16 protein-coding genes are annotated in these 13,021 nt (G+C 56.2%); 4 read left to right on the top strand and 12 right to left on the bottom strand.

All coding sequences use genetic code 11. From position 1 onward, the window contains the following. Positions 1–34: 34 nt before the first annotated feature. The gene (gene bfr, locus ACZ89R_RS11565) at positions 35–508 is read right to left on the bottom strand and encodes a bacterioferritin (protein ID WP_429545729.1); all 474 of its coding nucleotides are present in this window, start codon (positions 506–508) and stop codon (positions 35–37) included. 199 nt (positions 509–707) lie between these two features. Then, positions 708–926, bottom strand: a complete 219-nt coding sequence (locus tag ACZ89R_RS11560; RefSeq protein WP_123500682.1) for a bacterioferritin-associated ferredoxin — start codon at positions 924–926, stop codon at positions 708–710. A 325-nt stretch (positions 927–1,251) separates the two neighbouring features. Between ACZ89R_RS11560 and ACZ89R_RS11555 the strand changes: the two genes are divergently transcribed. After that, positions 1,252–1,854: a peroxiredoxin gene (locus tag ACZ89R_RS11555; protein ID WP_007898510.1), complete on the top strand. Its 603-nt coding sequence runs from the start codon at positions 1,252–1,254 to the stop codon at positions 1,852–1,854. 119 nt (positions 1,855–1,973) lie between these two features. Here the strand turns inward: ACZ89R_RS11555 and rnt are convergent, their stop codons facing one another. Continuing rightward, a complete protein-coding gene (rnt, locus tag ACZ89R_RS11550; protein ID WP_008069497.1) occupies positions 1,974–2,651 on the bottom strand; it encodes a ribonuclease T in 678 nt (225 codons plus the stop codon). After that, positions 2,648–3,694 carry a dihydroorotase gene (pyrC, locus tag ACZ89R_RS11545; RefSeq protein WP_192345602.1) on the bottom strand — a complete coding sequence of 349 codons (1,047 nt, stop codon included), beginning with the start codon at positions 3,692–3,694 and terminating at the stop codon, positions 2,648–2,650. The genes rnt and pyrC overlap by 4 nt, the downstream gene beginning before the upstream one ends. Before the next feature lie 157 nt (positions 3,695–3,851). Between pyrC and ACZ89R_RS11540 the strand changes: the two genes are divergently transcribed. Both ACZ89R_RS11540 and ACZ89R_RS11535 read left to right on the top strand, forming a co-directional pair. Next, positions 3,852–4,760, top strand: a complete 909-nt coding sequence (locus tag ACZ89R_RS11540) for a flagellar protein MotY (RefSeq protein WP_429545730.1) — start codon at positions 3,852–3,854, stop codon at positions 4,758–4,760. A 129-nt stretch (positions 4,761–4,889) separates the two neighbouring features. Next, positions 4,890–6,107, top strand: coding sequence for an argininosuccinate synthase (locus ACZ89R_RS11535; RefSeq protein WP_429545731.1), 1,218 nt, complete (start codon positions 4,890–4,892; stop codon positions 6,105–6,107). Between the two features lie 175 nt (positions 6,108–6,282). Here the strand turns inward: ACZ89R_RS11535 and ACZ89R_RS11530 are convergent, their stop codons facing one another. Continuing rightward, positions 6,283–6,864, bottom strand: coding sequence for a hypothetical protein (locus ACZ89R_RS11530; RefSeq protein WP_429545732.1), 582 nt, complete (start codon positions 6,862–6,864; stop codon positions 6,283–6,285). Between the two features lie 548 nt (positions 6,865–7,412). On the opposite strand from ACZ89R_RS11530, the gene ACZ89R_RS11525 reads away from it, so the two are divergent. Then, a complete protein-coding gene (locus ACZ89R_RS11525) occupies positions 7,413–8,039 on the top strand; it encodes a response regulator transcription factor (RefSeq protein WP_008069501.1) in 627 nt (208 codons plus the stop codon). Between the two features lie 86 nt (positions 8,040–8,125). Here ACZ89R_RS11525 and ACZ89R_RS11520 read toward each other — a convergent pair whose 3' ends face one another. From ACZ89R_RS11520 to ACZ89R_RS11490, 7 genes are all read right to left on the bottom strand, one after another. Then, the gene (locus ACZ89R_RS11520) at positions 8,126–8,305 is read right to left on the bottom strand and encodes a PA3496 family putative envelope integrity protein (protein ID WP_007898493.1); all 180 of its coding nucleotides are present in this window, start codon (positions 8,303–8,305) and stop codon (positions 8,126–8,128) included. A gap of 108 nt (positions 8,306–8,413) precedes the next feature. Further along, on the bottom strand, positions 8,414–9,052 hold the full coding sequence (nth, locus tag ACZ89R_RS11515) for an endonuclease III (RefSeq protein ID WP_007938911.1): 639 nt from the start codon (positions 9,050–9,052) through the stop codon (positions 8,414–8,416). 27 nt (positions 9,053–9,079) lie between these two features. Further along, positions 9,080–9,670: an Rnf-Nqr domain containing protein gene (locus tag ACZ89R_RS11510; protein WP_429545733.1), complete on the bottom strand. Its 591-nt coding sequence runs from the start codon at positions 9,668–9,670 to the stop codon at positions 9,080–9,082. Then, complete coding sequence (locus ACZ89R_RS11505) at positions 9,663–10,274, bottom strand: RnfABCDGE type electron transport complex subunit G (protein WP_429545734.1); 612 nt, start codon at positions 10,272–10,274, stop codon at positions 9,663–9,665. Before ACZ89R_RS11505 ends, ACZ89R_RS11510 begins: the two co-directional genes overlap by 8 nt. Further along, positions 10,271–11,263 carry an RnfABCDGE type electron transport complex subunit D gene (locus tag ACZ89R_RS11500; protein WP_429545735.1) on the bottom strand — a complete coding sequence of 331 codons (993 nt, stop codon included), beginning with the start codon at positions 11,261–11,263 and terminating at the stop codon, positions 10,271–10,273. The genes ACZ89R_RS11505 and ACZ89R_RS11500 overlap by 4 nt, the downstream gene beginning before the upstream one ends. Further along, positions 11,250–12,257: an electron transport complex subunit RsxB gene (rsxB, locus tag ACZ89R_RS11495; RefSeq protein WP_429545736.1), complete on the bottom strand. Its 1,008-nt coding sequence runs from the start codon at positions 12,255–12,257 to the stop codon at positions 11,250–11,252. The genes ACZ89R_RS11500 and rsxB overlap by 14 nt, the downstream gene beginning before the upstream one ends. Beyond that, complete coding sequence (locus ACZ89R_RS11490; RefSeq protein ID WP_429545737.1) at positions 12,254–12,823, bottom strand: Rnf-Nqr domain containing protein; 570 nt, start codon at positions 12,821–12,823, stop codon at positions 12,254–12,256. The genes rsxB and ACZ89R_RS11490 overlap by 4 nt, the downstream gene beginning before the upstream one ends. Positions 12,824–13,021: the final 198 nt, after the last annotated feature.

Here is a 13,021-nt window from a genome sequence, read left to right as displayed (position 1 = left end):
GTCAAGATCGCAGCCTCGTTTCACTCGACAGCTCCTACTCGTCGCCCATCTGCGACTGCAGATAGTTCTCAAGACCGACTTTATCGATCAGGCCCAGTTGGGTTTCCAGCCAGTCGATATGTTCTTCTTCGGATTCAAGAATGTCTTCGAGCAGTTCACGGCTACCGAAGTCGCCAACAGTTTCGCAGTGAGCGATAGCGACTTTCAGATCGGCATGGCCGTCGCGTTCAATCTTCAAGTCACACTCAAGCATTTCCTTGGTGTGTTCGCCAATGTTCAGCTTGCCCAGGTCCTGGACGTTCGGCAGGCCTTCAAGGAACAGGATGCGCTTGATCAGCTTGTCGGCGTGCTTCATCTCGTCGATGGATTCGTGGTACTCGTGCTTGCCGAGCTTGTTCAGACCCCAATCTTCATACATGCGCGCATGCAAAAAGTATTGATTGATCGCGACCAGCTCATTGGCAAGGATCTTGTTGAGATGCTGGATGACTGTAATGTCGCCTTTCATGATGGGGTCCTGCCCTGTATTGGCTGTCTATAAGGCAGAGTTTGAGCCGCGTAATTAAGAGTGTCAAACCTAAGTTATTGAAACTTAAATGAAAATTAATCGGAATAAGAATGTTTGTGTTCCGCGTCTAGCGCCTAAGCGGTTGATTTTCAGACATAAAAAAACCGGACATCAAGTCCGGTTCTTTGAAATACGGTCATTATGCGGCGGTAAATTCTGCGGGGTAGGGGATCGACGCCTGGGCCGATTGCAGTTTGCCCAGGGTTTCACGGACCACTTCCTTGGCAAGGCAGGCGCATTTACCGCATTGGCTGGCAACGCCGGTGGCCTGACGTACTTCCCGATAGCTGCAGCAACCTTCATAGATTGCATCGCGGATTTGACCGTCGGTGACGCCAGTGCAGAGGCAGACATACATAAGTGAAAACCGTCGCTGGTTGTGACTCAATTGCGATGGATCTTAATGTTAACGAGAATGATTGTCAAAGTGGTTTCTGAAAGGTTTTCGTCATAAGGGCATGTGACTGACGAACGGTTTCTTCTCACGTTGTCAGGAGAAAAATATAGCAGCGGTCTTTTTACCTTCCAGGAAAAAAACCATTAAGGCGCTAAGGACAGGTGAAAAACGCGGTGTATGATGGTCGGCCTTTTGCGAAGCAGGTTTATGTCACAGGGCTGTCGCCCGAGGGTGGCAGGCTGGCATGAACCCTGTTCTTCAACGTTATTACACCAGGAGATATCCAATGAGCGTACTCGTAGGCAAACAAGCCCCTGACTTCACCGTACCGGCCGTACTCGGCAATGGCGAAATCGTAGACAGCTTCACCCTGTCCTCGGCCATCAAAGGCAAATACGGCCTGGTGTTCTTCTACCCACTGGACTTCACCTTCGTTTGCCCGTCCGAGCTGATCGCTCTGGACAACCGCATGTCTGATTTCAAGGCACGCAACGTGGAAGTGGTAGCCGTTTCGATCGACTCGCACTTCACCCACAACGCCTGGCGCAACACCCCGGTCAACAATGGTGGCATCGGCGAAGTTCGCTACACCATGGCGGCCGACCTGAAGCACGAAATCGCCAAGGCCTACGACGTTGAGTCCGAAGGCGGCGTGGCTTTCCGTGGCGCGTTCCTGATCGACGACAAAGGCGTTGTCCGCTCGCAGATCATCAACGACCTGCCGCTGGGCCGTAACATCGAAGAGCTGATCCGTCTGGTCGACGCTCTGCAATTCCACGAAGAGCACGGCGAAGTTTGCCCTGCCAACTGGAAAAAAGGCGACAAAGGCATGACCGCTTCCACCGAAGGTGTTGCGGCTTACCTGACCGAGAACGCTGCTGCGCTGTAAGGCACGTTCGAGGCATAAAAAAACCGGCTGATAAGGCCGGTTTTTTTATGGGCGGGATAAACCCATTCTGTTCATCGGTGGCGAGGGAGCAAGCTCCCTCGCCACCGATTAGTAACAGATCAGTCGTTGTAATCTTCCCAACCGCCCATTTGTTTCCAGCGATTGACGATGCCGCAGAACAGCTCGGCAGTCTTCTCGGTGTCGTAGCGAGCCGAATGAGCCTCGCGACCGTCGAAGTCGATATCGGCTGCCTGACAGGCCTTGGCCAATACGGTTTGACCGTAGGCCAGACCAGCGAGGGTCGCGGTATCGAAGCTGGAAAATGGATGAAACGGGTTACGTTTCATGTCCAGGCGTGCGACAGCGGCGTTGAGGAAGCCCAGATCGAAGCTGCTGTTGTGCCCGACCAGAATCGCCCGTTTGCAGCCGTTGGCTTTCAGGGCCTTGCGGATGCCGCGGAAAATATCAGTCAGGGCTGCTTCTTCACTCACGGCCATGCGCAACGGGTGATCGAGCTTGATCCCGGTGAACTCCAGAGCGGCCGCTTCGATGTTCGCGCCTTCAAATGGCTCGACGCGGAAGAAGTAGGTGTGATCGGGATACACAAAGCCTTTTTCGTCCATGGCGATGGTGGTCGCCGCAATTTCCAGCAGGGCATCGGTGGCCGAATTGAAGCCACCGGTTTCTACGTCGACGACAACCGGCAGGTAACCACGGAATCTGGCAGCCATTGGATGACGAGGACCACCTCCGTTGCCTTGACCGTCCTGTTCGTCGTCGAAATGGTCTTCACTCACGCGTGTTCCTCCAGCAGGCGCCAGCGCAGTTTTTCACCGGCGCGCAGCGGGATTACAGTCAGCTCGCCAAACGGCAGGCTGGTTGGGGCGGTCCACTCATCGCGGACCAGGGTGATGCGATCGGTATTCGCCGGCAGCCCGTAGAAACGCGGGCCATTGAGGCTGGCGAAGGCTTCAAGCTTGTCCAGCGCGTTGCGCTGTTCAAAGGCTTCGGCATACATCTCGATTGCGGCATAAGCGGTGTAGCAACCGGCACAGCCGCAAGCCGCTTCTTTGGCGTGCTGGGCATGGGGCGCCGAGTCGGTGCCGAGGAAGAACTTGTCGCTGCCACTGGTGGCGGCGTCGAGCAGGGCTTCCTGGTGAGTATTGCGCTTGAGGATCGGCAGGCAATAGAAGTGCGGCCGAATCCCGCCCACCAGCATGTGGTTGCGGTTGTACAGCAGGTGATGCGCGGTGATGGTAGCGCCAACGTTGGCCGAGGCCTCGTTGACGAACTGCACGGCGTCAGCGGTGGTGATATGTTCGAACACCACTTTGAGGGTCGGGAAACGCTCGACCACTCGACGCATGTGCTCGTCGATGAAGATTTTTTCGCGATCGAAAACGTCGACATCGCCACGGGTGACTTCACCGTGAACCAACAAGGGCATCCCGACGTCGGCCATGGCCTCGAGTGCAGGGAAAATCTTGTCGATGCTGGTGACGCCAGAGTCCGAGTTGGTGGTCGCGCCGGCCGGGTACAACTTGGCGGCGTGAACGAAACCGCTGGCCTTGGCCTCACGAATTTCTTCGGGCTGGGTGCGGTCGGTCAGGTACAGAACCATCAGCGGTTCGAAACGGCTGCCGGCCGGACGCGCGGCGAGAATCCGCTGGCGATAGCCATTGGCTTCAGCCGCGTTGCGCACCGGCGGTACCAGGTTGGGCATGATGATGGCGCGACCAAAGGTGCGCGCGACATCCGCGACGGTATTGGGTAACACAGCACCATCGCGAAGATGAATATGCCAGTCGTCGGGACGCAGCAGGGTCAGGCGGTCGGACATGAGGGGATTCCAGGCGGGTCAAACTCAGGGGAATGCTACCGGAAAAGACTCTTGCAGGCACTCGCTATCAAGTTTTGCAGCAAGCTTCCGATATCCAACAGGTATGCCGTAAATATGTGTGTCGGTCTTTTTGTTGCACAAGCCAGTGGAGCCTCCCGTGCGCCAGCGTTATTTAGCCTTGCTCAGTGTGTTTGCCAGCCTTCCTGCGATGGCGCTCACTTTCCAGACCCGTCTGGAGAGCATCGAGTGGACGGTCGAAGGTGACAAGTTCGAATGCCGCCTGACTCAACCCATCACCGATTTCGGCTCGGGAGAGTTCGTGCGTCGTGCCGGCGAACAGGCGACATTTCGCTTGAAGGCCTACAACTCGATGATCGGTGGTGGTTCCGCGACCTTGCTGGCGGCCGCTGCGCCATGGCAGCCGGGGCGCGGTGACATCAATCTGGGGTCGGTGCGAATGGGCAGTGGCAACGTGCTGTTCAACAGCTCGCAAGTTCAGGCCGGGCGCCTGATCAGCGGGTTGCTGGACGGTCGCAGCCCAGTGGTTCGACACTCCTCGGGCGAGGGGCGGGTATCTGAAGTCCGCCTGCTGCCGGTCAAATTCAGCAAGGCCTACAGTGACTATCAGGGGTGCGTGGCCAAGTTGCTGCCGCAGAATTTCGAGCAGGTGAAGCAATCCGAAATCGGCTTTCCGGGGGAGGGTATCGATCTTGACGCCCAAGCCAAGGCTCATTTGCAGGTCATGCTGGAATTCATGAAAGCCGATCCGACGGTCAACCACATCGAACTCGATGGCCATTCCGACAACAGCGGCAATCGCCTGACCAACCGCGAATTGTCGCGACGCAGGGCGCTGGCCGTGATGGATTTCTTCAAGGCCAATGGTATCCAGGAATCGCAGATCACCCTGCGTTTTCATGGTGAGCGCTATCCTCTGGCGCCGAACAATAACGCCGCCAATCGGGCGAAAAACCGCCGGGTCGCCGTACGCCTTGAACGGGTAGCGCCGACCGAGCAACCGGCGCCTCCAGCCACTGCTTCCGTGGGCAGCGCGAAGACCTCCTGAACTCGCTGAAATCGTCGCTCGCTCGACATAATCTGTCGCTTCGTCGTCATAAGCTGTCGCGCCTCTGTAAATTATTCTGCATGAGCGGTAGACTTGACGGCTTTCCGTAGAACCCCGTGGAGTGATGGCATGGCGGACGTAAACAAGGTCGTTCTGGCGTATTCCGGCGGCCTGGACACTTCGGTGATCCTCAAGTGGCTGCAGGATACTTATAACTGTGAAGTAGTGACCTTCACCGCTGACCTGGGTCAGGGCGAAGAGGTCGAACCGGCCCGCGCCAAGGCACAGGCCATGGGCGTAAAAGAAATCTACATCGACGATTTGCGTGAAGAATTCGTGCGCGATTTCGTGTTCCCGATGTTCCGCGCCAACACCGTTTATGAAGGCGAGTACCTGCTGGGTACTTCCATCGCTCGTCCGTTGATCGCCAAGCGCTTGATCGAAATCGCCAACGAAACCGGCGCTGACGCCATTTCCCACGGCGCGACCGGCAAGGGCAACGACCAGGTTCGTTTCGAACTGGGCGCCTACGCTTTGAAGCCAGGTGTGAAAGTGATCGCTCCGTGGCGCGAATGGGACCTGCTCTCCCGTGAAAAGCTGATGGATTATGCTGAAAAGCACAACATCCCGATCGAGCGCCACGGCAAGAAGAAATCCCCGTACTCGATGGATGCCAACCTGCTGCACATCTCCTATGAAGGCGGCGTGCTGGAAGACACCTGGACCGAGCACGAAGAAGACATGTGGCGCTGGACCGTCTCCCCGGAGAACGCTCCTGACAAACCGCAGTACCTGGAACTGACCTACCGTAACGGCGACATCGTCGCACTAGACGGCGTCGAAATGACCCCGGCCACCGTGCTGGCGACCTTGAACCGTATCGGTGGCGAACATGGTATCGGCCGTCTGGACATCGTCGAAAACCGCTACGTCGGCATGAAGTCCCGCGGCTGCTACGAGACCCCGGGCGGCACCATCATGCTGCGCGCTCACCGCGCGATCGAATCGATCACCCTGGACCGCGAAGTGGCTCACCTCAAAGACGAGCTGATGCCTAAATACGCCAGCCTGATCTACACCGGTTACTGGTGGAGCCCTGAGCGTCTGATGCTGCAACAGATGTTCGATGCTTCCCAGGCCCACGTGAACGGCGTAGTGCGCCTGAAGCTGTACAAGGGCAATGTGATCGTCACCGGCCGCAAGTCCGACGAGTCGTTGTTCGACGCCAACATCGCGACCTTCGAGGAAGATGGCGGCGCCTACAACCAGGCGGATGCGGCGGGCTTCATCAAGCTCAACGCCTTGCGCATGCGTATCGCGGCGAACAAGGGCCGCAAGCTTTTCTGAGACCTTTGAGTCGGTAATCAATTTGTGGCCTTGTTGATGACAAGGCCACAAATTTGAAAGAGGGGCTGCTGCATATAGCGTTTCGCTTTCTTCTTGTTTCCGCTGACCGTTCCTTCTGCTTCCTGTCCTTGATCTGCTTCAAGGGCTGCCTTTCTGATGTGCGACAGTTCAATACCTAGCCCATAATCGTCACGCCCTGTGAGCTCAAATTGTAAGAAATACAGAACGTTGCGCTGTTGCGTTTCTTTATGTGTTTCCAATGTTTGAGCGTGTTTGCCTTCAGCAATTTATCCGAATCGGTACACGTGAGAAATACGATCACTTGTGCGGGATTGTCCGCAGGGTATTGAATGCTCTCCATCAGGGCGCTGAACGCCATTTTTTTGTGTATCCACCGTGCATCAACGATGTGCAGGTCCTTTAGGGGGGCAGGCAGGTTTACATGGTGCTGGGTCGAGCTTTCGGGCGCGACGCTGGATGGGCTGTTACTCGGATGATGAATGTTCTCCATGGCTTTTATGAAATGCTTTCCCTTCATAAAATCGGAGGGCGCGTAAAGCGATCGATAGTTGAAGTTGAGAGTAACGAAGAAAAGAAAAAGCAAGTAAAAGGGAAAACTGATCAGGAACCACACATAGAGTTCCCTCTCCTCATTGTCGAGAAAGGGGAGGGAGACGGCGGCCGATGTTTCAGACAGTGCTGCAAATATGGCAATAATTGTCATGGGGTTGGTGATTCTTTTTTTGAGTTTTATCATATTGTATGCTCATTAAATATTGTCTTTTCTCTATTGGTTTGTGGTCGTAATAACTAATATCAGATTGTTCTGCTGTTGTATTGAGCTGTTTTTATTGGAGTGGTGAGGTTGTTATAGTAGCTGTATTGTTGCAGGCTCGGGTATGGCTGTTTAATTGTTTTGATGGTGCTATGTTATTGGTCAAGTGTTACGGTGTGTGAGCTTTTTCGATTGTTGAGCCAGATTGCGCAAGAAGGTACTGGAAAATACCCGTTACTTTTAAGGGTAGCTCAATAGTCGGCGCATCGTAGATTAATGCGTCGACTCTGTTTTTTTTGTCGTTTTTTGGTTGTAAGTCGATACAAAAAACTGTCGAAGCACTGAACAATAGTAGGTCAGTAAAATCTCTGTTTCTTCGTATGGCAATGATTTTTTGTAGGAATAATCCGTGTTGTTTGTAGGCTATGTCTCTCGCTGCGAGTGGCCGAGGGTGACGGCGTGCCATGGGTGAAACGACTAGGCTATGGTGCGGGCTCTAAAAATTCGAACAGCGAAAATTGGACTTGCCCATGAATAAAGTGCTGATCGTGGATGATCACCCCGTCATTCGTCTCGCGGTACGTATGCTAATGGAACGTCATGGCTACGAAGTCATTGCAGAAACAGATAATGGTGTGGACGCATTACAACTTGCCCGTGATCTTATGCCGGATATTGTCATACTGGATATTGGAATACCGAAACTGGATGGGTTGGAAGTTATCGCGCGCCTGACATCAACGGCGATGCCTCTTAAAGTACTGATATTGACATCCCAGGCGCCAGGGCATTTTTCCATGCGTTGTATGCAATCGGGTGCCGCCGGGTATGTTTGCAAACAACAGGATCTCACTGAGTTGCTCAGTGCAATAAAAGCCGTGCTGTCAGGCTACAGCTACTTTCCTAATCAGGCTCTGCATACCGTGCGTTCCAGTCTTGGGAACGCCAGTGAAGCTGATATGGTGGATCGTTTGTCCGGGCGAGAGATGATGGTCCTGCAACAATTGGCCCGAGGAAAGACAAACAAGGAGATCGCCGACGGAATGTTCCTCAGCAATAAAACCGTTAGTACTTATAAGACTCGTCTTCTGTTAAAGCTCAATGCTCGCTCACTGGTCGACCTGATTGAATTGGCCCAGCGCAACGGCCTGGTATGAAGCTGCCGGCATTTGGCGCGATGAACAGGTGTTTGTCAGGGGGCGGCACTTAGTAAAAAGCCTCCGTTTCGGGAGGCTTTTAAGTGTCATAAGTCAAAATCGTAATCGGCCAATTGCTTCTGCAGTCGGCGCTCCTCCAGCAGGTTGTCGATGGTGCGGCGTTTGCTCAGGTTGGTCTTTGCCACTTCCACTACCGGCTCTGCGTCATCGGCCTCAACGGGGGTGAAGTCGTCTTCTACGTCCAATTGCTCTTTGCCAGTGCTCATAAGGTTAACTCCAGGCTAAGGCTGCCCTTTGGCGCTCCTTATATCGACAATTTCCCGGCGGGTAAAAAAGATTTTTTCAATCGATCAATCAAAAAAACTAATAGAGCCTCAATCGTCCGAGGTCTTTTGCTTGTATTCGCATAAATCCTCGATCCGGCAGCTGCCGCACCGCGGCTTGCGGGCCAGGCAAACGTAGCGCCCATGGAGAATCAGCCAGTGATGGGCGTCGAGCAGATATTCCTTCGGCACGAACTTCATCAGTTTTTGCTCCACCTCGACCACGTTCTTGCCCGGAGCAATGCCGGTACGGTTACTGACCCGGAAAATGTGAGTGTCCACGGCCATGGTCAGCTGACGAAAGGCGGTATTGAGCACCACGTTGGCGGTCTTGCGACCGACGCCGGGCAAAGCCTCCAGTGCCTCGCGGGTCTGCGGTACTTCACCTCCATGGCGCTCCACCAGTAAGCGACAGGTTTCGATCACATTTTTCGCTTTGCTGTTGAACAGGCCGATGGTCTTGATGTACTCCGACAGCCCTTCGACGCCCAAGGCATGGATCGCCGCTGGCGTATTGGCCACCGGGAACAGTTTGGCGGTGGCCTTGTTCACGCCGACATCGGTCGATTGCGCCGAGAGAATCACGGCGATCAACAATTCGAACGGTGAGGAGTAGGCCAGTTCGGTCTTCGGTTCAGGGTTGTCTTCGTGAAACCTGCGGAAAATTTCAAGACGTTTTGCGGCATTCATGGGCGATGCGTTTCCTCGAAAAGGCGGTCAATGTGATGCCGCCGGGCGGCGGGTCCAGGCTTGATGTGCGGCGATCAATAGTCCCAGCAGAATAAACCCGCCAGGGGCCAGTGTGGCCAGATGCAGGCCACCGTCGACGATCAGCGTCCAGCCTTGCCAGTCCGGTTGCGTGGCACCGGCCATCCAGGGAAGATGGCTACCGAGTGTTCCGTTGCCGATGAGCTCGCGCAGCAGACCCAAGCCCACCATCAAGGCGCCGAACAAGCCACACAGACGCAGTCGATCACGCGGTGGGCTCTGGAAAAAACCGTTGTGTTCCAGCACGACGCATTGCAAAGCTATCAATCCTGCGTAGAAACCCAGCTGCTGGTGCCATTGGAGCGACCAGGCTTGCATGGCGAGTTCCGCGCAACTGGTCAGCGTGGCGGCCAGCAGCAGGCATGCCAGCAAATGTGTTGTCGGCATCAGTCGCGAGCGCAAAACGCCCATGCTTAAACCATAAGCACTGAATACCAGAGCAAACATCAGCCACAGGCCCAGGGCCGTTACCAATGAATCCGTAACGCCGATCAACGGTGTAAGCATCAGCGAGTTTTTCAGGGTCGATGACTTATTCATGGGTGCTGCTCCCGATCAGCGGTTGCCGGTGTTCGTCGAAGTAGCGTAACGCGTCATGGGTAGCATTGATCACTGCTCTTGAGGTGATGGTTGCGCCCGCGATCTGATCGAATTGCCCTTGGTCCTTCTTCAAGGCCCAGCCATTGTCATCGGGGTCGGTTAGAGACTTGCCGGTAAACACCTCAAGCCAGGCATTGGGCCAGTCGGCGAGCTTGCCGCCCAGCCCCGGGGTTTCCGATTGCTTGAGGGTTTTGACCCCCACTAACTTGCCTTGGCGGTCGATGGCGATCAGCAATTCGATGGAGCCGGCGTAGCCCAGAGTCTGGCTGCGCAGCAACACGGCGCTCGGTTGGTCGGCCTTGGACGCCAGATAGCCACCCAGCAGTGTGCTGTTGGCCAGGCGAGTGTTTTCGAGACCGAGGGGGTGTTCCAGTGGCTGATTGTCGTAGCTGTCGGGCGGTAGCAGATCCAGTAACCGGCGGCTGTCGATCAGGCGTTGTTCGGCGGCAATGCGCGCGGCACTGGTGTGCTGCACGAGGTAAGTCGCGCCCATCCCCAAGCCTGCCAGCACTACCAGAATCACAACGCTCGTCGCTCGGTTCATGGGGCAACCTGTTCCTGTCTGGACGCCGCAAACCGTTCCAGCGCCGGTACACAGAGGTTCATCAGCAAAACCGCAAAGGCCACGCCGTCCGGATACCCGCCCCACGTCCGAATCAGGTAAGTCAGCAATCCCACGCCTACGCCGAACAGTAATCGGGCCATGGGGCTTTTTGCACCGGATATCGGTTCCGTCACGATGAAGAAGGCACCCAGCATGCTCGCGCCGGTGAGCAGATGAAACAGTGGCGAGCCATGAGAATCGGAGCCCGTACCGTTCCAACACAACAGGCTGATGACGAACAGGCTGGCGAGCATGCCGACCGGCGCATGCCAACTGAATACCCGCCGCTGTAGCAGAAACGCACCGCCAACCAGAAACGCCAGGTTGACCCATTCCACGCCTCGGCCGCCAAAACGGCCGTATGCCGGATTGCCGGCGAACAGTTCGTCCATGGTCAGGCTTTTGTTGATTCGCAGACTGTCCAGCGCCGTAGCCTGGGCCCACGCATCGGGTGCCTGGCCGAAGCTGAAACCGAACACCTGTTGCAGCCCACCGAACAAATCCATGCCATGGGACGCCGGCCAATGGGTCATTGGCTGGGAAAACATCACCAGGACCAGCGCAAAACCGAGCATCGCCGGATTGAACGGATTCTTGCCGACGCCGCCATACAAGTGCTTGCCGAAAAACAGTCCGAACGCCGCAGCGCTGACTGTCAGCCACCACGGACAATAAGGCGGCAAGGCTAGCGCCAACAGCGTCGCGCTGACCAGCGCACTGCCGTTGCTCAATGTCGGTTTTACCGGTTGCTTGCGCAGCTGCAACACCGCTGCCTCAACGGCCAGGGCGGTGGCAGCCGCCAGAATCAGGTTGATCAACACCCCCCAACCGTACAGCCAGAACAACATCAGCATCCCCGGCACAGTGGCCAGCAATACCAGCTTCATGGCCTGTTGAAGGCGTTCGTCCACCGATTCAAGAGGTGGCATAGATATCCACCTGACGCTCGGCTTCGCTGAGCGCACGTTGCAACGCTTCGATCTGTTCGGGCGGTGCCTCGCTTGTTTGAGCTTTCTTGAGTTCGGCGCGGCGCATGGCCAACTGGATCTTCGCCCGTTTCAGTTCGGCATCTTTTGCCAGGGCAGGTGGCGCAGAGACCAGCGGTGCGCTGCTCTCCAGTTGCGCCAGCGCCTGTTCGGCGGCTTCGAACTGCTGTTGCAACACGATCAGTTGCGATTGCTGTTCGAAGGTGGGTGGATGCCCAAAGGCCTTGAGCGATTTGTTCAGTTGCGCCCGGCTCATCGCCAGATCGACCTTGGCCTTTTTCAGTGCCGCATCGGCATTGTCGGCTTTCTGTGCGCGGACGCGCTCGAGTGCAGCCTGAACCGGGTCGAGCGTCACTTCGCTGTGCTGCACGGCGCGTTGGGCACGGGCCTGGCGTTCGGCGAGTTTCTGTTCCTCTTCGCGATGCAAACGGGCATTGCGCTGTTCGAATCGGCGTCGCGCGTGATTGCGCTTGGCGGCCCGAGCCTGTTGTTCCTCCGGGCTGAACGCCAGCCCGCCGACAATCGGCAGCACCGTGGCCAGCGGTAACGGATGCATCTCGATGCAGTCCACCGGGCAGGGCGCCACGCAGAGGTCGCAACCGGTGCATTCGTCGACGATGACCGTGTGCATGAATTTCGCCGCGCCGACAATGGCGTCGACCGGGCAGGCCTGGATGCACTTGGTGCAGCCGATGCATTCGGCTTCACGGATGTAAGCGATCTGCGCTGGTGCCGAGCCGCGACTGACGTCCAGTTCCAGCACTGGCACTTTCAGCAGGTCGGCCAGGGCCGCAATGGTTTCGCTGCCACCCGGTGGGCACTTGTTGATCGGCTCGCCGCTGGCGATGCCTTCGGCGTAGGGTTTACATCCGGGGTGACCACATTTGCCGCATTGGGTCTGCGGCAAGAGGGCGTCGATGCGTTGAATCAGACTCATGTTTTGATCAGCCCGCTGAATCCGAGAAAAATCACTGCGATCAATCCGGCGCCGATTAATTCGATCGGCAGGCCGCGAAAGGGCAGGGGGATATCGTTGTCGAGTGTGCGCTGGCGCAAGTCGCTGAACAGACTCAGCACCAGCCAGAAACCCAGCCCGGCGCCAAGGCTCAGGGCTACGGCGTGCAAAATTCCCTTGTCGTCTTGAGCGTTGAGCAACGTCAGCCCAAGCACGCCGGCATTCCCCAGCAGCAGGGGCCAGAGGCCATCGAATGAAAGCTTCGCCAATAACCGTGAAAGCAGCTTCAGCAGGGGGGCGATCAGCAGAACGCTCAACGGCAGGAACACGAACAGACGCAGCGACGTCAGCCCCAATGGCACTAATAGCCAGTGGTAGAGCACATAGCCAAGTGCGCCGACGATCAGCATCAGACACGTCGTCGCGATGCCCAGCGCATGGACCTGCGGCCGCTCGCTGCCCAGCACCGGATCGACGCCCAGCGGCCAGTGCAACACAAGGTTGTTGATCAGGGCAGCGCTGATAAGCGTTAAAAGCAGTTCGGTCATGATCGGTCTACCTGAAGCGTCCGTATCCACACATCGTTGGGCTGCTGGGTTAAATCCGTAGGAGCTGCCGCAGGCTGCGATCTTTTGACTTTGTTTTTTAAACACAAGGTCAAAAGATCGCAGCCTCGTTTCACTCGACAGCTCCTACAAAGTGAGGCCGGAGTTGAGAGATAGTATGGGCCAGACATGAAAAACCCA

It is taken from the genome of Pseudomonas sp. TE3728 (assembly GCF_056279145.1).
This window is presented reverse-complemented; position numbering and strand designations above follow the sequence as displayed.